We start from the raw sequence: 20,970 nt of genomic DNA on the forward strand, positions 1-20,970 counted from the left end.
GAGAGGATGATTACTAATGTTCGATCATATTGAAGAAGCACTTAGCGATTTAATGAATGGGAAGGTTGTTATTGTTTGTGATGATGAGGATAGGGAGAATGAAGGGGATTTTATCGCTCTAGCTGATAAAGCTACACCTGAAGTTATCAATTTTATGATTACACATGGACGTGGACTGGTGTGCACTCCTATTACAGAAGAGTTGGCGGAAAAGCTTAACTTGGTCCCAATGGTAAATCATAATACAGATGCTCATGGTACTGCCTTTACTGTAAGTATCGATCATAAAACAACTACAACGGGGATTAGTGCATTTGAAAGATCTACAACCATTCTAGAACTATTAAAACCCAGTACAAAGGGAACTGATTTCAAAAGACCGGGTCATGTTTTTCCATTAGTCGCAAAGAATGGTGGAGTGTTGAGACGGGCAGGACATACTGAAGCTGCGGTTGATTTAGCACGCCTTTGTGGTTCAGCACCGGTAGGAGTTATCTGCGAAATAATTAATGAAGACGGATCAATGGCTAGAGTTCCTGATCTTAGAGAAATTGCGAACCAATTTAATTTAAAAATGATTACGATTAAAGATCTGATTGAGTATCGTAATCGCAAAGAAAACCTTATCAATAGAGAAGTGGAAATCACCTTACCGACTGAATTTGGTGATTTTACAGCCATTGGGTTTTCGAATGTTGTTGATGGCAAAGAGCATGTAGCACTAGTAAAGGGAAATATTTTACCTGATGAGGATACACTTGTAAGGGTTCATTCAGAATGTTTAACTGGGGATGTTTTCGGGTCGTTCCGCTGTGATTGTGGTCCGCAGCTTCATGCTGCACTAGCACAAATTGAAAAAGAAGGTAAAGGCGTCTTGTTGTATATGAGACAAGAAGGACGTGGGATAGGTCTTATTAACAAAATGCGTGCTTATAAGCTGCAAGAAGAAGGTTATGATACAGTTGAAGCAAATGAAAAACTTGGTTTTGCTCCTGATTTAAGAGATTATGGAATTGGAGCTCAAATCTTGAAAGATCTAGGAATAACAAAAATGAAATTATTGACTAATAATCCAAGGAAAATAACAGGGTTAAAAGGATATGATTTAGAAGTAACTGAACGAATCCCACTGGAGATGCAGTCAAATAAAGATAACGAAAATTATCTAAAGACGAAACATTTAAAGCTTGGGCATATGTTTCACTTTTAACATATAGTTAATTTTCAAAAATCACATATACAAATAATCTGGTTAGCTTATTAGGAGGATATAGATATGAATACAAAGATATACGAAGGTAATTTAATTGGAACAGGTTTAAAAGTAGGAATAGTAGTTGCTCGATTTAATGAATTTATTAATAGTAAACTACTTGATGGAGCTTTAGATGGATTAAAAAGACACGGAGTGGAAGAAGAAAACATTAGTATTGCTTGGGTACCCGGTGCTTTTGAAATACCAGTAATTGCGAAGAGAATGGCCGAGTCAAATAACTATGATGCAGTTATTACATTAGGAACAGTGATTAGAGGGGCAACTACACATTATGATTATGTATGTAATGAGGTTGCAAAAGGTGTTGCATCAACTGCACTTTCAACTGGAAAACCAGTCGTGTTTGGTGTACTCACTACTGAAAATATTGAACAAGCAATTGAAAGAGCTGGAACAAAAGCAGGGAACAAAGGATGGGAAACAGCTATATCTGCAATTGAAATGGCTAATTTAATTCGATCTATTTCTTAGGTTCCTAAAAGTTTTGATTGATTGTTATGTAAAAATAAGGCATTATTGAATAATAATCAAAATAAATGGATATGCTTATTATGTTTATAATGATACGAGTAAAGACCAGGGTGATTTTTGGAAGATTAAATATCACTACTGGTTTTCTTTCTTTTCAAATCCATTTTATAAAGTCAAGAGTTAATAGGCATATGACTAAAATATTTGATAACTATGGAAAAAAATTAAAGAAAATGTTAATCTAAATTATGTAAAATGACTTACCAAATTATTTTCAGTTTCAAGAAAAGCTATTTCATTAATGAGGGATATATATGCTAATAAGATATAAAAAGAATTATGAAAAAATTGCGATGGGCCTCCTGTCCTTTATGCCAACAGAAAAAGAGTTGAAGAAGCTTCAGTTAACAATGAAGCAATACGAAAATGAAGACGAACGACAGCTTTTTCTCTGGAAGGAAGAAGATATTATTGGGATTATAGGAAGTCTACAGATCGATCATCAAATTGTGGAAATACAACATATTAGCGTTAATCCATCACACCGTCATCAAGGAATTGGAAAGAAAATGGTCAAGGCGTTAAAAGAAGCGTTTCCTAATCATGAAATTAAACCTAATGAATATACTGCTGCATTTTTTGAAAGATGTGACTTTGACGAGGAATAAACCCTATTTTTAGCCAAATCTAGTGGTAGTGTAATTTGTTATTGTAATGTAGAAAGAAAGGACTTTATTAAATGTCCCTTCTTTTTTTTAACTCCATTTGTCTTTCACGCTCGGTGATTACCTCACTTCTATCTCGTAAAGAATGCTTATGGATAAGATTTTTGTTGCTCAGTTCTGAGTTTGATCCCCAAACAAAACCATTTTCTTTACAACGCTGCTTACATAAACTGATAAGAGTAGGATTTTGTAAAGGAAGGTTAATACTCGTATAAGGCTGCTTATTTTTAATTTCATCAAGCCTTTGTTCTAAAAGTATGACTAGTTTATCCCATTCAAAACCAAGTGAAGTCATATTTTCTTTTTCTTTTTGAACAATTGAAACGGCATTATTCATCATTCGAAGTGCACCTGGAAAATTACCTCTTCGCTGATGGTATAATGCAACAGCAATCTGAATTAACCCTACAAGATATTGTTTCCGATGTTCTTTCAAATCCTCTTTCCAAAGCTCTTCTAATTCTTCGTGACATTCAAAGTAATCACGATCACCATGAAAATGGACTAAGTAATTAATATATTTTTCTGGGTAGGTCAATCTTATGCACTCCTCCAAAAGTCACTTTATGATTAGTTTATCATATTACATCAATTTTCCTAAGAAAATACTATTGGACAAGGGGTAAATTTGGACTATACTATTAATTATCTATCTATATAGGAATTTGGTGTAGTTAAAGATGGAATATAATGTGAAAATTGATTCGTTTGAAGGACCGCTTGATTTATTATTACATTTAATAAATCGCCTTGAAATAGATATATATGATATACCTGTTGCGAATATAACAGAGCAATATATGCTATATATCCAGACAATGTCAGAGATGAAGTTGGATATTGCCAGTGAGTATTTAGTTATGGCGGCAACCCTACTAGCAATAAAAAGCAAGATGCTTTTACCTAAACAGGAAGAATTATATGATGAGGACCTAGAGATCGAATTCGAAGAAGATCCTCGTGAAGAACTGATGAATCGACTAATTGAATATCGAAAATATAAAAGTGCAGCAGAAGACTTAAAGATATTAGAAGAGGAAAGAAGTCATGTCTTTACGAAACCACCAAGTGACATGGGAGAGTTAGCGGATGAGAAAGAGGCTGTTCAGCATAAAATAGATGTCAACCTCTATGACATGCTTGGTGCCCTACAAAAATTAATGAGAAGAAAAAAACTACAAAAGCCACTTACAACTAAAATTGCTAGGCAAGAGATTCCGATTGAAAGAAGAATGGAAGAAATCCTTTTAGAATTAAAATCTCTTAATCGACCTAAGAATTTCTTTGAACTATTCCCGGTTCCAATTAGAGAACACATTGTTGTTACTTTTTTAGCAATTTTAGAACTTCTAAAAAACAATTTAATTATTCTTGAACAAGATAATAATTTCTCTGATATATTCGTATCATCTAAAGAAAGGATTTGACGTTGTGAAATTGACACAATGGAAAGGCATCGTTGAGGGACTTCTTTTTGTTGCTGGTGATGAAGGATTGTCTCTTAAACAAATATCTACAGTGTTGGAAGTAGAATCAGATATTGTTGAAGATATCATAAATGAGTTAAGAGATGATTATTTAACTGAAGATCGCGGTTTGCGTTTAGTAGAGGTTGCAGGTGCGTTTCAATTAACTACAAAAAAAGAGCATTCAGGATTTTTGAAGAGATTGATTGATTCACCTTCAACTACAACTCTTTCTCAGGCTGCGCTTGAAACGTTGGCAATTGTCGCGTATCGTCAGCCAATTACAAGACAAGAAATCGAGGAAATAAGAGGGGTTAAAACAGAAAGACCGATTCACACATTAGTAGCTAAAGCGTTAATAAAAGAAGTTGGAAGAGTTGAAGGGACAGGAAGGGCTATTCTTTACGGTACAACAAAGGAATTCCTTGATTATTTTGGTCTCAAAACAATAGAAGAGCTGCCACCCCTACCTGAAAAGATTGATGATGAATATGTACAAGAGGAAGCGGATTTATTCTTTGAAAAGTTTCAAGAAACGATTGATGAATCAAAATAACCATCCATACTAGCTCGTAGTATGTTAAAATAAACTTAATGTTAGTTGAATTAGTTTATGCAAGTAAGACGTACAAAGAGGTGGAATAATGAAGTTAAATCAATGTATGGGTTACGAATTAGAAAAAGCTCAATCTAATACCTCTGAGGACTTTTTTAACCAATCGGAGGTTATTTTTACTGATCAAGGTGAAGAAAAGACATTTCATTTATTATATGTTCGATATTTTGACGAACAATTATTAGAAGTAATTCCCTTTGATCAGGAGCCACTGTTCACATCTGGTGATCGTTCAGTTACCATTAAGGACATTGTTGGATTAATATGTTTACTAAGTAATCCGAGTTTTAGAAAGCGAAAAAGAGTATATATAAATTCTGTAGATGAGCTAATCTCATATTTTAAAGGATTTAATTACAATATGCTTCAAGATCTTTTCGAAAAGCTTGGAAATAATCAACCTTATACAATAAATCCATCAATTATCTATTCAATGAATTAGAAATAAAGCATAAGATAAAACTACATATACCACTGTGGAGGGAAACAAATGGGAAACCTGATAGTTAAATCACAAATCGAGCAAGTTGAACTATTTCTGCGAAAGACAGTTTTAGATATAACGACTTACCTAAATCAAACAACCATTTCATCGGTTATGGATGAAGTCGAGGGTGACAAAGAGTATTTTGAAAGCTTACTCAGCAATATTAGGAGACTTGTTGTATATTGTGAAGAGGGGCTAGATGCATGTCAAGTTGTTCTTGCAAACGAACCCTTTAGAAAGGGAGCTGCCGAAAAGACATTATATAAAATCTATCATCAGTGTATTGAAGAATTTTTCTCACCAAAAAATGACTCTTGGTTTGAGGATAGTCGATCAGCGTATACTGGTAAAAATGCGTTAACGTTTAGACAAACACCTCCACCTTCTGTTGGAAAACTATTATCTTCGCTTGAAGGGGGATTTCAAGCGGTTAGAGAAGAGCTAGAATTTTATGAGACAGATTATCGAACAAAAATGTTACAATCTAAATAATACGCGAAACACTTTATTTAAAAGATTATTGTTACAACCAATAGCAATTTCTCCTTAAAAAAACAAAGCTTTCTGATTGTAACTTACAAAAGAAACTGTTGATGTCCCCCGGGCACCACGGTTTCTTTTTTTACTTTGGTTCTTAAAACTAAACCTCTGTTCTTGGTTTGGTAGGGTCACAAGCAGGCATTTTTACCTCTTTTGTCGTTTGAGCTAGTTTAGTTAAATAATAGCATTCCTCTCTAGCCATATGATCTGCCATTAAAGGAGTAAGGACACCTAATAATTCTTTGGTAAGCTCCATTTCTTCCAATTCATTGAGAAACCCTTTGAAAACAGTCATTTCTAACTCGACCTGATTATTAAATCGCGAAAGAGCGGGGAACTCAAATTTATTCGTTCGTAAATATCCAACCAGTTCAACAGCTTTTAAGTAAAAATCCTCCCACTGTTTGACATACTCCTGTCCTTTTTCTTTTAGATTTTTTTCCACGCGATCTAAATTATCATTTATAGCACCAGCGTGTCCGGCGGCGTCTAAGAGCCACAACAGGTGATGGTGTAAAGCATGTGTCGCTGGTACTTTACGACCTTCTACTAAAAATGAAGAAACGCGTTGCCACTCCTCAAGTTCATTTACCATGTGACTTATAAATGATGGTGGTAGATTAATAGAAATAGTACCAGTAAGATGTTCTTCAATGATTTGAAGTTTAAACGTTCTTAATTTTTCACTTTCCTGCCTAGCTTGTCGGATTACTGTTAGAAGCTCTGTCTGATGAAGGCGCAGCCTTGATTTAGTGAGTAAATCATCAAAAACCTCGATAAAGTTTTTGGCTGTAGTCACTTTATTTTTTTCTTTAGGAGACAAGGAATCGTGAATAAAGCGACTATGATCTCCTAAGATTTGCATCCAAAAACTTAATTCAAATACCGCTTCTTCAGTAAAGTTCATAGAGCCACCTCCAAAATTTGTTTGCATTTGCCACTAACACCAGGTGCTGTACTTTTTATGTGTATGACAAACATCTTGTCTAAATGTAAGGCTTTTTTCTAAAGAATGTTGCTAATTGGAAAATAATAGAGATTAAATTATTTGTATTATTCACTAACAGTGAACATCTCGAAAGAATGAATAAAAGCCTCTCCACTTAATTCAAAATAATAAGTTTACGAAAATAGCCAAATCTAAAAATAAGTTAAAAACAAAATAGGATAATGTCACAATAATAATATCCTGCATACAATAAAGCTGAATCGGAAACGAGGAGGAGACGTATGACTAACCAAGGTTCATATGGACAGTATGTAAATGATGTGAAATTGTGGGGAGAACAAATACTTACTTTAGCAAGAGATGTACGAACGAATCAGAGAGAGGAAGTCGTCTATATTGAACAAGATATGAAGGACTTTCTTCAATATCTAAACCAGCTAGATAAGGATATCACCTATGAGCATATTAATGAGATAAAAACAAAGGTTGATAAGCTATATTCACAGAGTTCTGAAATTTTATTAAACAATCAATCTGAAGATAGGTTGATGGATCATAGTGGAGTAACGATCGGAGGACATTCACTTCCGCCACTGCCTTACAGCTATGATGCATTGGAACCTTATATTTCAAAAGAAATAATGGAACTTCACCATGATAAACATCATAAAAGCTATGTGGATGGATTAAACAAAGCTGAAAAAATGATGCAGACAGCAAGAAATACCGGGGATTTTGAATTGTTAAAGCATTGGGAAAGAGAAGCTGCATTTAATGGTTCTGGTCATTATCTTCATACTATTTTTTGGCATGTAATGAGTCCTAATGGTAAAAAGATTCCAACTGGGAAATTATTTACTCAAATCACACAAAATTTTGGTAGCTTTGATGCATTTAAAGCTCACTTTACTGAAGCAGCAAATAAAGTTGAAGGAGTTGGTTGGGCCATTCTGGTTTGGTCTCCAAGGTCGCATCGACTTGAAATCCTACAATCTGAGAGGCATCAATTAATGACGCAATGGGACACGATTCCATTACTTGTACTAGATGTATGGGAACATGCTTATTATCTACAATATAAAAACGAGAGAGCAGATTATGTGAAAAACTGGTGGAACATTGTTGATTGGAGCGAGGTAGAAAGACGGTTTAAAGAAGCTTCAAAGCTTAAATGGTCCCCGGCTTAGATTATTAAATAAACCACAATATAAACAAATAACCTGACCCTAAAAATTTTAAGGGTTCAGGTTATTTTGTTTATAAAAATAATTTTTGCTGCGGATATTGGACTATCAATAAGTAAGACGATATTTTTTTCGGGTCATATAAGGACATGTTCTGCATAAACTTGTACAAAACAGTAAAAGGGACGGGGATTAAATGAAGCAATTAAGTAAGATAACCATACTGTTCATAGCAGCGACTATGCTTTTTTCTTATTTTCCTCAAAAATCAGCTGCATTTGGGTCTGTTAGCGCTCTTAGTGCAGTTTTAATAGAACAGCAGTCTGGGAGAGTATTATATGAAAAAGATGCACATGAGAAGAGACGGATTGCAAGTATAACTAAAATAATGACAGCTATTTTAGCTGTAGAGTCAGGGAAGATGGATGAAATGGTTACGGTTAGTGATAACGCTTTTGGAACTGAAGGTTCTTCTATTTATCTTCAAAAAAACGAAAAAATTAAACTTGAAGACTTAGTGTACGGCTTAATGCTCCGTTCAGGTAATGATGCAGCAGTTGCGATTGCAGAGCATGTTGGCGGGAGTTTAGATGGATTTATCTTTTTAATGAATGAAAAAGCTGCTGAAATTGGAATGACTAACACGGAGTTTGCAAATCCACATGGACTTGATGACCATGAAAATCATTATTCAACTGCATATGATATGGCAATCTTAACTCAATATGCAATGAATAATGAACATTTCAGAACGATTTTTGGGACAGAGGTACACCGTGCGCCAAACCCTAATGAAAAATGGGATCGAGTTTGGAAAAATAAGAATAAGCTTTTAACAGGGCTCTATCGTTATAGTACTGGTGGAAAAACAGGTTATACAAAGCGAGCAAAACGTACCCTCGTATCCACAGCATCTAAAGATGGCTTAGATTTAATTGCAGTTACGATTAATGCTGGGGATGACTGGAATGATCATATGAGTCTGTTCAATTATGCATTTGATCATTATAAGTTAGTTAAATTGATGAAACAAGGTACTCTTAACAAGATAAAAGATGAATTCTATAAAAATAAAATTTCTGTCAATCGGGACCTGTTATATCCACTAACAGAAGAAGAAAAAAGCGACATTAAAATAGATATTAAGTTATTAAATCCTAAAGACAAGGACTGGGACGATCCGGAAGATGTTCCAAGAATTGTGGGGACTGTAATTGTAAAACAAGGCAACTCATCAATAGGCAAGCTCCCGATATATTTTGATAGTGAAGAGGTTGAAAGTTCAAGTGGTTTTTGGGGATTTTTTAAAAAAATATTCTTGATTACTTTAGGTGTTGAAAAACATGGTTAATATTATATGGGTATTAATGACAATTATAGGAATCGTCTTTGCTATTATTAATGGGACAATTGAACAAGTAAATGAAGCTGTTTTTAAGGGTGCAAAGGAAGCAGTAACAATATGTATTGGTTTAATAAGCATTTTGGTCTTTTGGTTAGGATTAATGAGGATAGCGCAAGATGCTGGATTATTACAGAAGCTTGCAAATCTTTTTCAGCCAATTGTTAAGAGATTGTTTCCAGAAGTACCTGTTAATCATCCTGCCATGGGGTATATTTTATCCAATATGATGGCTAATTTATTCGGCCTAGGTAATGCAGCTACACCTATGGGGATAAAAGCAATGGAGCAATTAAGAGAACTTAATGGAGGATCAACTGAAGCAAGCAGATCGATGATTACCTTTTTAGCAATTAACACTTCAAGTTTGACACTCATCCCTACAACTGTCATTGCAATAAGAATGACTTATGATTCCGCGAGTCCAACAGAAATAGTAGGAACTACACTTGTCGCAACTTTTGCATCAACGGTTGGTGCGATAATGATTGATCGTTATTTTCATTATCGAAGAACGCGGAAAAAAGGGGGGAAGTAAATCTTGGGTATTGTAAGTCTTGTCTCACTTTATATTATTCCAGTAATTATTGGATTCATTTTAATCTACGGAACTCTCAAAAAAGTTCCTACATATGAGGCGTTTGTTGAGGGTGGAAAAGAAGGAATTAATATCGCGTTTTCAATTATTCCTTATTTAGTGGGCATGTTAGTTTCAATCTCTATCTTTAGAGCATCTGGAGCAATGGACTTTTTTGTGGAATTCCTTCGACCTGCATTACAGTTTATCGGTGTCCCTGCAGAAATTGCACCTCTTGCAATAATACGTCCAATCTCTGGCACTGCCGCACTTGGAATGACAACTGATTTAATTGCAACATACGGACCGGATTCTTTTATTGGTCGACTTGCTTCTACCTTACAAGGTAGTACTGACACGACGTTTTACGTATTAACAGTTTATTTCGGAGCAGTAGGGATTAAGAAAATGGGTGATGCATTAAAGGTAGGCTTACTGGCTGACTTGGTCGGAATTATTGCTTCATTAGTAATCGTTACACTAATATTTGGATATTAAAATTAATTTTAGAGCATGTAGAGAGTTTTTCTCTATGTGCTCTTTTAGTTTGGACGTTATTTTTTATAGGCTCTTTTATGAAAGGTTGTTGCCCCATTTTTAAATAGGTTACACTTTTTCACGTGATGTAGTGGGGAGACAACCATACTAAATAAGTATCTCACACCATGGTGAATGAAAATGTTTACTCTTCAGTGTGGAATGAGCGAAGAGCCACTTGACTCCTGCGGGATCTAGTGGTCTCGTGAGTCCCCGCAGAAGCCCGTCCCTGACGACGAGGAGGCTCACGGAACACCCCGCGGTATCCCGCGAGTGGATCGCAGCTCATGGGACTCCACAACCAAAGTTATTTTCAGGGTAGAACTTACTAAAAAAGATGCCACTCAGTTCATAGTGTTTTTAAAAGAACTTTAAACCCAATAAAGTATGCGAAAATAGCCTTTGTAAAAGATAAATATTTTTATCATTATTTAATCAAAAAAAGGATAATAACCAAGAATAATAATAACACTAACAATCTAAGTAGATAATCATAATTTCTTTATCTTGTGTATTAGGTAAGAAACAAGTAAGATGTTACAAGAGGTGAACAGAATGGAACGATTACAAAAATTGATAGCCCAAGCAGGAGTTGCATCAAGAAGAAAAGCAGAAGAGCTTATTCTTGAGGGGAAAGTAAAAGTAAATGGAAAAGTGATAAAAGAACTCGGAACAAAAGTGACGCAAAACGATAAAATTGAAGTGAATGGAATTCCATTAGAGAAGGAACTACCGGTGTATTTCTTGCTTTATAAACCTAGGGGAGTTATTTCGAGTGTTTCTGATGATAAAGGTAGAAAAGTTGTTACAGACTTGTTTCCATATATTGAGCAGAGGATCTATCCGATTGGAAGATTAGATTATGATACTTCAGGTTTATTATTACTGACAAATGATGGGGACTTTGCAAATGTTTTAATGCATCCTAAATATGAAGTTGATAAGGTATATGTTGCGAAAGTTAAGGGGATCCCTTTTAGAGAAAAAATCCGCCAACTAGAAAAGGGGATAATGCTAGAAGATGGAAAAACAGCACCAGCAAAAGTAAAAGTTTTATCTGTTGATAAGAAGAAACAGACTTCAATTGTGGAGATTATCATTCACGAGGGTAGAAATCGACAAGTAAGAAGAATGTTTGAAGCTATTGGGCACGAGGTCATGAAACTAAAGCGTGAACGTTTTGGGTTTTTAACCTTACAAGGCCTATCAACAGGCGAATATCGAGAGCTTTCACGACATGAAGTAAAACAACTTAGGGCTCTTGCTACAACTGAAGGAAATCGTTTGAAATAAATTGTAATAATTATAAATAGACACATAATGTTCAATAATAGACAACGTAGATATAGTGATAAATGCTATAATTACGATGTGTATTTTAGATTATTAAATATGGGAGAGGTAGTATGAAGAGGTATCGTTTATTCATTCGTACAATCATTTTACTTTTATTAACTACAGCCCTAGGATATACCTTATATTCTAATTTTTTCGTTGAAAAAGTAAAATTGAAAATTGGCGATGAAGCTCCTAATTTTGTTATAGAGGATCTAAATGGTAATAAACATAAATTATCTGATTACCGTGGTAAAGGTGTCATTGTTAATTTCTGGGGAACTTGGTGTAAACCATGTGAAAGAGAAATGCCCTATTTAGAAAATCAATATCAAATATATAAGGATCAAGGAGTCGAAATATTTGCCATTAATGTAAATGAACCAAAGTTTAGTGTTGAAACATTTGTAGACAAATATGACATGACTTTTCCAGTTGCAATTGATAAAGGAAATCAACTCCTTCATCTATACGGGGTAGATCCTTTGCCGACGACATTCTTTATTGATAAAAATGGGGTTATTATCGATATTGTATCGTTGGAATTAACAGAAAGAATGATTCATGATTATATGGAACAAATCAAGCCATAGGGAGTTTTATGTATGGAACAAATCACCTGTACGTGTGGACATGCTAATCGACATGGTACAATTTTTTGTGAGTCTTGTGGTAGAACAATTGAAGAAAAGAAGACTCAAAAATTACTAGATATGCGCTATGAAGGAAGTGCCAGAAGGTCTCAAACGTATAATAAGACCGTGGTGGACAAGATATGGAACTTCTTTTCGTCTGTAAAAGTTGGAGTGTGGCTGATTGTTGTCACTTTAGTAACTTCGGCTGTTGGAACGATCTTTCCACAAGAGATGTACATACCTCCAACTGTTGATGCTAGTGAATTCTATGAAGATGAGTATGGGGTTTTAGGACAATTATATTATCTTCTTGGTTTCCATAATTTATATGGTTCATGGTGGTATATGATCCTAATTGCTTCAATCGGGATTTCTCTCACTATTGCTAGTATTGATCGAGTGGTACCATTGTATCGTGCACTTAAGAAACAAGGTGTAAAGCGTCATGAGAGCTTTTTAAAAAGACAACGTCTTTATAGTGTAACTAGTGAAGAAACCATAGAAACTAGTGATTTAGATGTAGTAAAAGCGAATTTGAAGAAAAAACGCTATAATGTTAAAGAAGAAGATGGAAGTCTCTTAGCAGAAAAAGGTCGGTTCTCAAGATGGGGGCCATATGTAAACCATACAGGTCTGGTTATATTTTTAATTGGGGCAATGCTAAGGTTTGTACCTGGAATGTATGTGGATGAGGTATTATGGATCCGAGAAGGAGAAACGACAAGCATCCCGGGGACGAACGGAATGTATTTCTTAGAGAGTAATGGCTTTATCATGGAAGTCTATGAAAAAGAAAATGAAGATGAGGTCTTCGGTGAAGCGATTGACCGTGTCGGTAATGGGATGGCAGTTAAAAACTATCAAACCAATGTAGTACTATATGAACGAGACCAAAACTCTATTGTCGGAGAAAACCAAGAGCTCAAGAAAATAAAAGACTGGCAAATTCGTGTGAATGAGCCATTAAAACACGATAACTATGCCCTTTATCAGGTCGATTTTAAATTAAATGAGTTTAAAGCGATGTCATTCAACTTGATTGATAAAGAAACAGAAACCAACCATGGAAAGATTACAGTAAATCTAAGGGATCCTCAAAAAACCTATGAAATTAATGAAGACTACCATGTTGAAATGGTAAGTTATTTTCCTGACTTCTATTTTGATAATGCAGGTGATCCTGCGACTAAATCTAAGATTCCAAACAATCCAGCGTTTGTTTTTAAAATGTTTTCACCAGAAAACCCAGAAGGGGAAGTTAGTTTTGTAGCAATTCAACAAAATATTGAACCTTTCGGAGATAATGAATATAAAATGACCTTTGCAGGGCTCGAAACAACGAATGTATCTGGATTAATTGTCCGCAAGGATTTAACTTTATGGTTATTAGGATTAGGTGGTTTTATTTTTATGATTGGGGTTATTCAAGGAATGTACTGGAATCACCGTCGAATCTGGGTTCAGAAAATAAATGGAAATATTTTGTTAGCTGGACATTCAAATAAGAACTGGTTTGGTTTGAAACGCGAAATGGAATTCATTGTCTCTGGCACTAGTATTAAAGAGCCAGTGGATCAGGTAGAATTAAAGAATGAGCAAGTAGAGAGACAAAATGTAGAAAAGGAGGGGTAGACAATGGCACAACTAAGTGCAAATTTATTATATACTGCGTTTATCCTTTATCTAGTAGCAACCTTTTTCTTCGGGGGAGCTATTCGTGATAAGAAGGAGAAGTCTAATATTAACCGTTGGTCACAAATTGGAATAATTCTAACAATCATTGGATTTCTTGCCCAAACGGCTTATTTTTTCATTCGTTGGGTAGCGGCGGGACATGCTCCTGTAAGTAATCTATTTGAGTTTACAACATTTTTTGGGCATATGGTTGTACTAGCCTTTATCCTGATTTATTTTATTTATAAAACAAGTGCGCTAGGACTGTTTACACTTCCAGTTGCAGTTCTGTTAATCGCATATGCAAGTATGTTTCCGAGGGAGATTTCACCATTAATTCCTGCCCTTCAGAGTGATTGGCTTCACATACACGTAACTACCGCAGCTCTAGGTCAAGCTGTTTTGGCTATCAGCGCGATTGCAGGTACATTGTATTTAGTAAAAGTTGTTGATCAAACAGTTGCTAGTAAGCGAACATTTTGGCTAGAATCGATCATGTTCACTGTTGTAACAACCATTGCATTTATTATTGTTTCAACAATTTTTAGTTTTATGAGTTATGAAGCAACATTTTCTTGGATTGATAAGAATGAACAGGAATCAGAAATGGTATTTCACCTTCCTGCCCTTGTTGGTCCCAATGAAGGTGAATTATTAACTGCTGGAAAGTTTGAACCAGCCATTGAGGTTCCTGCTCTTATTAGTGCTAGGAAATTAAACACTGTTATATGGTCATTATTAGCTGGAACATTATTATATGGTTTATTAAGACTTATTCTTCGTCGAAGAATAGCAGCAGTATTACAGCCATTAGTTAAAAATGTTAATCTTGATTTAGTTGATGAAATAGGTTATCGATCAGTAACGATTGGTTTCCCAATCTTTACTCTTGGAGCACTTATTTTTGCAATGATATGGGCCCAGATTGCCTGGACAAGATTTTGGGGCTGGGACCCCAAAGAAGTGTGGGCATTAATCACATGGCTTTTCTATGCAGTATTTCTTCATTTAAGACTATCAAAAGGGTGGCATGGTGAAAAATCCGCATGGCTAGCAGTGATTGGATTTGCAATTATTATGTTCAATTTAATCTTTGTAAACTTAGTTATTGCCGGATTACATTCATATGCATAAAAAAAGACCAATTTGGTCTTTTTTTATTGCTCTGTAAAATCTATCTTATACAGATGTAAATATATTATAAAACTTTCCATGTGAGCGCTTGTTCTTGAAGTTATTTAACATATAGACACCCATGATCGTTTGATTCGGACTATGGTTATATTAAGGGTTTGCTTGGTGCTTAGTTAAAATGATCAGGAATTTAGGTGATTCCCAGTGGCTTTAATACAGTTGCCGAGGGGAAAATAGGGAGGAAATAAATCATAGCCCCTCTATGATCCAGTTGCCGAGGCGAAACCAAGGAGGAAGTGAATCATACGCCTTCTATGATTCAGTTGCCGAGGCGAAACCAAGGAGGAAGTGAATCATACACACTCTATGATCCAGTTGCCAAGGCGAAGCCAAGGAGGAAGTGAATCATACACACTCTATGATCCAGTTGCCAAGGCGAAAATAAGGAGGAAGTGAATCATACGCCCTCTATGATCCAGTTGCCGAGGCGAAACCAAGGAGGAAGTGAATCATACGCCCTCTACGATCCAGTTGGCAAGGCGAAAATAAGGAGGAAGTGAATCATAGCCCCTCTATGATACAGTTGCCGAGGCGAAGCCAAGGAGGAAATAAATCATAGCCCCTCTATGATCCAGTTGCCGAGGCGAAACCAAGGAGGAAGTGAATCATAGGACCACACTTTGAGGTAGTTGCCCCAAGTAGGTTTATCCCCAAACTGGTCTTCAGGGTAGACTCCAATCCAAAGATAATATTCGAACCATGGAGAATGAAAATGTTTATTCCACAGTGAATGGAATTCCCCACCCTAAGTATTTTCAGGGGTAAACTTAAGATAAATCCCTAGTAATTTTCGTTTCATGGAAAATTATGATAAATTTGTGTCAAGGCTATTTATTATTAATTATATTGTGACAAATGTTATAGAACTTTGTGTCTTTATTATGTACGATAATGTTGTCTTAAGTTTTTTATATTTTCATTGTAAATAAACAGATATTTAACGATTGTAGCTTGCTGCAATCTCATTTGGAGGGTTAAGAATGGAAAAGGAAGCAAAAATTCTTGTAGTTGATGATGAAGAACGTATTCGTCGCCTATTAAAAATGTATTTAGAGAGAGAAAATTATCAAATTGACGAAGCTGAAAACGGAGAAATAGCATTAGAGAAGGCAATCAATTCTGAATATGACTTAATATTGTTAGACCTAATGATGCCAGGAAAAGACGGAATCGAGGTATGTAAGGATATACGTGAAAAGAAATCCACTCCAATTATTATGTTAACAGCTAAAGGAGAAGAAACTAACAGAGTTCAAGGCTTTGAGGTTGGAACTGATGACTATATTGTTAAGCCATTTAGTCCACGTGAAGTTGTATTAAGGGTAAAAGCTTTACTTAGAAGATCTTCACCAACTTCTTTTTTACAGACAGAAACGACAACTAAGGATGTTATTGTTTTCAGTCACTTAACGATTGACAATGACGCACACAGGGTTACTGCTGATGGGAAAGAAGTCAGTTTAACCCCTAAGGAATATGAATTATTATTATTCCTTGCCAAAGCCCCGGATAAAGTATATGACCGTGAGGCTTTATTAAAAGAGGTTTGGCATTATGAATTTTTTGGAGACTTGAGAACAGTAGATACACATGTGAAGCGACTAAGAGAAAAATTAAATAAAGTATCACCAGATGCTGCTAAAATGATTGTTACTGTATGGGGAGTAGGCTATAAATTTGAGGTTATAAATGAATGATGTTTTGGCGAAGTGTAGTAGGTAAGCTATGGATTACCATACTTTTACTAGTTTCCTTTGTACTATTTATATTAACGGTTCTTCTCCTCCAACATTTTGAGAACTTTTTAGTAGACGAAACAGAAGCTGACTTAAATCAGTTAGCAACAAAAATAGCAACGACAATCGAAAATTATGAAGATAAAGATGTAGCGCGATCGATTGCGTGGGAATTTGCTGATGATGTAACAAAAGTTTTAATTATCTATGATGAGGAAACCTACTGGTATTCTCCTGAATTAGATTCAATTGGGAACTTACCTATTTCATATTTTATGGATGATCCGGAGTTGGAAAAAGTATTCTCAGAGGATAAGACCGTAAGTGAGAAAAAGTATTTAACTGATTCAACGTTAAAATCACAATTTCCGGATCAGATGTTTGTTGTTGGTGCTCCTCTTCATTTCTCAAGCGGTAAAACTGGAGCTGTATTCTTGTATCAATCGTTAAATATTGTTGAAGAAACATCACGACGGACAACAAGCTTCATTTATTTAGCCGCAGGAGTTGCAATTATCTTAACAACCATTTTTGCTTTTTTCCTGCTTACTAGGATTACTGCGCCTTTAAGGAAAATGAAAGAAGCAGCGTTTGAACTTGCTAAGGGGAAGTTTGATACAAAGGTTCCAATACTTACGAATGATGAAATAGGGGAACTTGCAACTGCTTTTAATCAAATGGCACGACAATTAAAATTTAATATTAATGCCGTTAACCAAGAGAAAGAACAACTTTCTAGTATCTTATCAAGTATGGCAGATGGTGTAATTACCTTAAATAGAGATGGAACGATATTAATTACGAATCCTCCGGCAGAGCGTTTTCTACAAGCATGGTATTACCAACAAGGGATGAAAAATAACCCTGGTGAAGAGCTGCCATCAGAAATTCGAGAGTTATTCCAAAAAGCTGTAAGCTTTGAGAAGGAACAGGTAACCGAAATCAATTTACAGGGGAGAAATTGGGTTATTTTGATGAGCCCACTATATAACCAAACCTATATTCGTGGGGCTGTGGCAGTTCTTAGAGACATGACTGAGGAAAGACGTTTGGATAAGTTACGTAAAGATTTTATTGCAAATGTTTCACACGAACTTCGTACACCAATAGCAATGCTTCAAGGATATAGTGAAGCAATCATTGATGATATTGCCAGCACTGAAGAGGAGAAAAAGGAAATTGTTAAGGTTATTAATGATGAGTCATTAAGAATGGGAAGACTTGTTAATGAACTTCTTGACCTCGCACGGATGGAAGCAGGACACATTACTTTAAATAAAGAAGACGTAAATCTTGATCATTTCATTGAAAAGGTTATTCGTAAGTTCCAAGGACTTGCAAAGGACAAGGGTATTCATTTGAAATCGATAAAAAATCAATCAGAGCTTGGATATCTTCTTATCGATGTTGATCGAATTGAGCAAGTTTTAACCAACTTAATCGATAATGCAATTCGCCACACAGATGAATTCGGTTATGTGACTTTAACTAGCACTGCTCAAGAAAATGGTGTTTTGTTTGAAATCTCGGATTCAGGAACAGGTATACCAGAGGAAGATCTTCCATTTGTATTTGAGCGTTTCTATAAAGCTGATAAAGCTAGAACAAGAGGCCGTTCAGGTACAGGACTTGGGCTAGCAATTGCGAAGAATATTGTCGATTCACACAACGGTGAAATATCAGTACACAGCAAAATAAACGAAGGAACGACATTTACCTTCTTTTTACCCCGAAAATATGAGTAATTTGATTGTTTGTGCCGAGAATTCTTGTTTCATAAGAAACATTTCTAGTAGAAATGTTTCTTTTTTATAGAGTTTAGTTATAGACATTTGTTTAAATACTTGCTAAGATAAGGTGAATTTTATAATAGTTTTATAATAGGTGGGGTTGTTCTCATTGATAACAACCCCTTAAAAGGGAAGTCGGTGTAAATCCGGCGCGGTCCCGCCACTGTAAATTGATTATTCTCTAAACAAGTGCCACTGTCAACATTGATGGGAAGGCTTAGAGAATGGGAATCATAAGCCAGGAGACCTGCCTATTAGTGTATCACCAATTATTTTCTACGCGGATAGAAGGAGGTGTAAGGCATTTTTAGCTTGAGATTTTTCAAATTTCTCGCTGATTTTATGCGTTACAGCAATCTCCTTTAGGGAGATTTTTTTTTGTTTAATAGGTTTTTTTTACTATTTTCTAAAACTAGTTAGTAAAAGAAACTAGTAAAACGCAATTGATTTAAAAATTAAATACGTCTAAAGTAAAAGGGGAAAAAAATGTCTAGAAAAATTACTACATCTTTTATTGCTTTTGCATTTTTGCTAATTCAGCTTTCATTCTTTTATCCTGTACAAGCATTAGCTCAGGCAGTTGACACAGCTAATCTAGTAGTAGAAGATAGCACTGGGAAAATTTTAGCAGAGGGCGATTTAGAAATAACTGAGGATTCAACAGCCCTTACATTATTACAAAACTTAGTTGGAACTGAAAATGTTGAACTAGATTACTATGAAGATAAACCCTATATTGTAGGAATTAATGGATTAAACTCTTACTCTGATGAAGTTGGTTTTCATTATTGGTCAATTATCTATAATGGGGAGTATTCTGAGCTTGGTGTTTCAGAAATCGTCCCAAAAGCTAATGATGTCATTCAGTTTGTGTTTGTTACATGGTTTAATGAACCAGTTGCCGAGCATGGAACAGTTACGATCAAAAATGGCTCTAGTGTATTAGTCGATTCGGAAAGCTTTGAAATTACGGAAGGTAAAACTGCCTTGGATGCTCTTAAGGAGGTCGTAGGCGAGGAAAATGTATCAATTGTGGATGATCCAACCTATGGTGCTTATATTACAGGGATTAATGGGATTATGTCTGAAGGAACGTATTATTGGGCTTTCTATGTAAATGGTGGATTTGCAGAAGAAGGCATCGGTTCTTATCAAGTTCAACCTGAAGATGAGCTGTTATTTGAATATGTTTCTTGGGATACAACAACTCCTGAAGATCCTGGTACTGAGGAACCTGAACCAACAGATCCTGAGGAAATAGATCAAACGGAGCTTAATAACAAAGTGAAGGAACTACTTCCAGTTACAAAGAACTATTTATTAAATGCTGGTATCAATACTGCATGGGAAGCAATTGCGATTTCACAATTTGATGGAAGTGTTCCTGCTTCATACCTAACAGCTGTAAAACAAGAATTAAGAGATAAAGAAGGAACTTTCCGTAATGTCACGGACTATGAACGTCATGTTTTAGGTATATCAGCAGCTGGAGGTAATCCAACAGATATAGAAGGATATAACTTAATTGAAAAAATTTATAATAATGAGCGTATGACAAATCAAGGCTTAAATGGGCCAATCTTTGCTCTTATTGCATTTGATAGTAAACAATTTGAGATCCCAAGTGATGCACTTTGGACAAGAGATAAATTAATTACTTATATCCTTGATGCTCAAAATACGGATGGTGGATTCGGCTTGTTTGGAAGTACGTCAGACGTTGACGTAACTGCGATGGCTCTTTCTGCACTAGCTAACTACCAAGATAACAATCGTGTAAAAGAAGCAACTAATCATGCTTTAGCTTGGTTGTCATCAGTTCAAAATGAAAATGGAGGTTTCTCATCTTCAAATGGTGAAGCTAGTGAATCAACAGCTGAAGTGATTATTGCTCTTTCTTCATTAAAAGTAAATCCTATGGACGAGATGTTCACAAAGGAAAATGGCAACTTAATCAGTCATTTACTTCAATTTGGACTAGAAGATGGACAATTTAGCCATTTAATAGATCAAGGTGGAAATGATATTGCAACAGAAAAGGCATTCTTGGCTCTTGTAGCTTATAATCAATTCTTAGCAAGTAAAAACTCTGTATATGACTTCACACTTACACCAGTTATCGATGTTGAGGAGGAAGTGAAGCAACCAGAAGTTTCTAAACCAAACCCAGTGAAAGAGGCTCCAACCGAAAGTGAAACACAACAACCTTCGTCTGACGATCAACAAAAGGATTCTGATTCAGATGTGGGGCATCCATTGCCTAATACAGCAACTTCAGCGTATAATGTATTATTAATTGGATTGTTACTTTTAGTAGTTGGTGTAGCTTTTTACACTTATAGTAATAAAAGAAAGTTAATCTAAATCAAAATACTA

General features: G+C 35.4%; 20 protein-coding genes and 1 riboswitch. Of the genes, 18 read left to right on the top strand and 2 right to left on the bottom strand.

The window, feature by feature from the left end; all coding sequences use genetic code 11:
- The first annotated feature begins 16 nt into the window (after positions 1-16).
- The 3 genes from BK579_RS12570 to BK579_RS12580 all read left to right on the top strand — a co-directional run bounded on the left by BK579_RS12570 (position 17) and on the right by BK579_RS12580 (position 2,415).
- Positions 17-1,210 carry a bifunctional 3,4-dihydroxy-2-butanone-4-phosphate synthase/GTP cyclohydrolase II gene (locus BK579_RS12570; RefSeq protein WP_078545964.1) on the top strand — a complete coding sequence of 398 codons (1,194 nt, stop codon included), beginning with the start codon at positions 17-19 and terminating at the stop codon, positions 1,208-1,210.
- 66 nt (positions 1,211-1,276) lie between these two features.
- On the top strand, positions 1,277-1,747 hold the full coding sequence (gene ribH, locus BK579_RS12575; RefSeq protein ID WP_078545966.1) for a 6,7-dimethyl-8-ribityllumazine synthase: 471 nt from the start codon (positions 1,277-1,279) through the stop codon (positions 1,745-1,747).
- Positions 1,748-2,061: 314 nt separating this feature from the next.
- Positions 2,062-2,415 (top strand): GNAT family N-acetyltransferase, encoded by a 354-nt coding sequence (locus BK579_RS12580; protein WP_078545968.1) that lies wholly within the window; start codon positions 2,062-2,064, stop codon positions 2,413-2,415.
- Positions 2,416-2,482: 67 nt separating this feature from the next.
- Here the strand turns inward: BK579_RS12580 and BK579_RS12585 are convergent, their stop codons facing one another.
- Positions 2,483-3,010 carry a DUF309 domain-containing protein gene (locus BK579_RS12585; RefSeq protein ID WP_078545970.1) on the bottom strand — a complete coding sequence of 176 codons (528 nt, stop codon included), beginning with the start codon at positions 3,008-3,010 and terminating at the stop codon, positions 2,483-2,485.
- 142 nt (positions 3,011-3,152) lie between these two features.
- On the opposite strand from BK579_RS12585, the gene BK579_RS12590 reads away from it, so the two are divergent.
- The 4 genes from BK579_RS12590 (at position 3,153) to BK579_RS12605 (ending at position 5,533) form a co-directional block, all read left to right on the top strand.
- Entirely contained in the window at positions 3,153-3,899 is a 747-nt protein-coding gene (locus BK579_RS12590) for a segregation/condensation protein A (protein ID WP_078545972.1), read from the top strand.
- Between the two features lie 4 nt (positions 3,900-3,903).
- The gene (gene scpB / locus BK579_RS12595) at positions 3,904-4,494 is read left to right on the top strand and encodes an SMC-Scp complex subunit ScpB (RefSeq protein WP_078545974.1); all 591 of its coding nucleotides are present in this window, start codon (positions 3,904-3,906) and stop codon (positions 4,492-4,494) included.
- Between the two features lie 88 nt (positions 4,495-4,582).
- A complete protein-coding gene (locus tag BK579_RS12600) occupies positions 4,583-4,996 on the top strand; it encodes a hypothetical protein (RefSeq protein WP_078545976.1) in 414 nt (137 codons plus the stop codon).
- Positions 4,997-5,044: 48 nt separating this feature from the next.
- On the top strand, positions 5,045-5,533 hold the full coding sequence (locus BK579_RS12605; RefSeq protein ID WP_204524714.1) for a YpuI family protein: 489 nt from the start codon (positions 5,045-5,047) through the stop codon (positions 5,531-5,533).
- A gap of 148 nt (positions 5,534-5,681) precedes the next feature.
- On the opposite strand, the gene BK579_RS12610 is transcribed toward BK579_RS12605, so the two are convergent.
- Positions 5,682-6,488, bottom strand: a complete 807-nt coding sequence (locus tag BK579_RS12610) for a DUF2935 domain-containing protein (RefSeq protein ID WP_078545977.1) — start codon at positions 6,486-6,488, stop codon at positions 5,682-5,684.
- Between the two features lie 323 nt (positions 6,489-6,811).
- Here BK579_RS12610 and BK579_RS12615 point away from each other — a divergent pair, with 323 nt between their 5' ends.
- The 11 genes from BK579_RS12615 to BK579_RS12665 all read left to right on the top strand — a co-directional run bounded on the left by BK579_RS12615 (position 6,812) and on the right by BK579_RS12665 (position 20,958).
- Positions 6,812-7,717 (top strand): superoxide dismutase, encoded by a 906-nt coding sequence (locus BK579_RS12615; protein ID WP_078545978.1) that lies wholly within the window; start codon positions 6,812-6,814, stop codon positions 7,715-7,717.
- Between the two features lie 193 nt (positions 7,718-7,910).
- Positions 7,911-9,065 carry a D-alanyl-D-alanine carboxypeptidase family protein gene (locus BK579_RS12620; protein WP_078545979.1) on the top strand — a complete coding sequence of 385 codons (1,155 nt, stop codon included), beginning with the start codon at positions 7,911-7,913 and terminating at the stop codon, positions 9,063-9,065.
- Positions 9,058-9,654 (top strand): nucleoside recognition domain-containing protein, encoded by a 597-nt coding sequence (locus BK579_RS12625; protein ID WP_078545980.1) that lies wholly within the window; start codon positions 9,058-9,060, stop codon positions 9,652-9,654. The genes BK579_RS12620 and BK579_RS12625 overlap by 8 nt, the downstream gene beginning before the upstream one ends.
- 3 nt (positions 9,655-9,657) lie before the next feature.
- On the top strand, positions 9,658-10,191 hold the full coding sequence (locus tag BK579_RS12630; protein WP_078545981.1) for a spore maturation protein: 534 nt from the start codon (positions 9,658-9,660) through the stop codon (positions 10,189-10,191).
- A 594-nt stretch (positions 10,192-10,785) separates the two neighbouring features.
- Positions 10,786-11,523, top strand: a complete 738-nt coding sequence (rluB, locus tag BK579_RS12635) for a 23S rRNA pseudouridine(2605) synthase RluB (protein WP_078545982.1) — start codon at positions 10,786-10,788, stop codon at positions 11,521-11,523.
- Between the two features lie 113 nt (positions 11,524-11,636).
- Complete coding sequence (resA, locus tag BK579_RS12640) at positions 11,637-12,158, top strand: thiol-disulfide oxidoreductase ResA (protein ID WP_078545983.1); 522 nt, start codon at positions 11,637-11,639, stop codon at positions 12,156-12,158.
- Between the two features lie 12 nt (positions 12,159-12,170).
- On the top strand, positions 12,171-13,832 hold the full coding sequence (resB, locus tag BK579_RS12645; RefSeq protein WP_078545984.1) for a cytochrome c biogenesis protein ResB: 1,662 nt from the start codon (positions 12,171-12,173) through the stop codon (positions 13,830-13,832).
- 3 nt (positions 13,833-13,835) lie between these two features.
- Positions 13,836-15,008 (top strand): c-type cytochrome biogenesis protein CcsB, encoded by a 1,173-nt coding sequence (ccsB, locus tag BK579_RS12650; protein WP_078545985.1) that lies wholly within the window; start codon positions 13,836-13,838, stop codon positions 15,006-15,008.
- A 1,040-nt stretch (positions 15,009-16,048) separates the two neighbouring features.
- The gene (locus tag BK579_RS12655; RefSeq protein ID WP_078545986.1) at positions 16,049-16,765 is read left to right on the top strand and encodes a response regulator transcription factor; all 717 of its coding nucleotides are present in this window, start codon (positions 16,049-16,051) and stop codon (positions 16,763-16,765) included.
- Positions 16,762-18,549, top strand: coding sequence for an ATP-binding protein (locus BK579_RS12660; RefSeq protein ID WP_078545987.1), 1,788 nt, complete (start codon positions 16,762-16,764; stop codon positions 18,547-18,549). Before BK579_RS12655 ends, BK579_RS12660 begins: the two co-directional genes overlap by 4 nt.
- A 120-nt stretch (positions 18,550-18,669) precedes the next feature.
- A riboswitch (cobalamin riboswitch) is annotated at positions 18,670-18,863 on the top strand.
- A gap of 217 nt (positions 18,864-19,080) precedes the next feature.
- The gene (locus tag BK579_RS12665; RefSeq protein WP_078545988.1) at positions 19,081-20,958 is read left to right on the top strand and encodes a DUF4430 domain-containing protein; all 1,878 of its coding nucleotides are present in this window, start codon (positions 19,081-19,083) and stop codon (positions 20,956-20,958) included.
- Positions 20,959-20,970: the final 12 nt, after the last annotated feature.

This window comes from Litchfieldia alkalitelluris (genome assembly GCF_002019645.1).
Taxonomy (GTDB): Bacteria; Bacillota; Bacilli; order Bacillales; family Bacillaceae_L; genus Litchfieldia; species Litchfieldia alkalitelluris.

Coding starts and splice junctions, on each gene's coding strand:
- BK579_RS12655 (WP_078545986.1), top strand. CDS start 16,049: ATGGAAAAGGAAGCAAAAATTCTTGTAGTTGATGATGAAGAACGTATT.
- ribH (WP_078545966.1), top strand. CDS start 1,277: ATGAATACAAAGATATACGAAGGTAATTTAATTGGAACAGGTTTAAAA.
- resB (WP_078545984.1), top strand. CDS start 12,171: ATGGAACAAATCACCTGTACGTGTGGACATGCTAATCGACATGGTACA.
- BK579_RS12600 (WP_078545976.1), top strand. CDS start 4,583: ATGAAGTTAAATCAATGTATGGGTTACGAATTAGAAAAAGCTCAATCT.
- BK579_RS12620 (WP_078545979.1), top strand. CDS start 7,911: ATGAAGCAATTAAGTAAGATAACCATACTGTTCATAGCAGCGACTATG.
- BK579_RS12570 (WP_078545964.1), top strand. CDS start 17: ATGTTCGATCATATTGAAGAAGCACTTAGCGATTTAATGAATGGGAAG.
- resA (WP_078545983.1), top strand. CDS start 11,637: ATGAAGAGGTATCGTTTATTCATTCGTACAATCATTTTACTTTTATTA.
- BK579_RS12615 (WP_078545978.1), top strand. CDS start 6,812: ATGACTAACCAAGGTTCATATGGACAGTATGTAAATGATGTGAAATTG.
- BK579_RS12610 (WP_078545977.1), bottom strand. CDS start 6,488: ATGAACTTTACTGAAGAAGCGGTATTTGAATTAAGTTTTTGGATGCAA.
- rluB (WP_078545982.1), top strand. CDS start 10,786: ATGGAACGATTACAAAAATTGATAGCCCAAGCAGGAGTTGCATCAAGA.
- BK579_RS12580 (WP_078545968.1), top strand. CDS start 2,062: ATGCTAATAAGATATAAAAAGAATTATGAAAAAATTGCGATGGGCCTC.
- BK579_RS12590 (WP_078545972.1), top strand. CDS start 3,153: ATGGAATATAATGTGAAAATTGATTCGTTTGAAGGACCGCTTGATTTA.
- BK579_RS12605 (WP_204524714.1), top strand. CDS start 5,045: ATGGGAAACCTGATAGTTAAATCACAAATCGAGCAAGTTGAACTATTT.
- ccsB (WP_078545985.1), top strand. CDS start 13,836: ATGGCACAACTAAGTGCAAATTTATTATATACTGCGTTTATCCTTTAT.
- BK579_RS12665 (WP_078545988.1), top strand. CDS start 19,081: ATGTCTAGAAAAATTACTACATCTTTTATTGCTTTTGCATTTTTGCTA.
- BK579_RS12660 (WP_078545987.1), top strand. CDS start 16,762: ATGATGTTTTGGCGAAGTGTAGTAGGTAAGCTATGGATTACCATACTT.
- BK579_RS12625 (WP_078545980.1), top strand. CDS start 9,058: ATGGTTAATATTATATGGGTATTAATGACAATTATAGGAATCGTCTTT.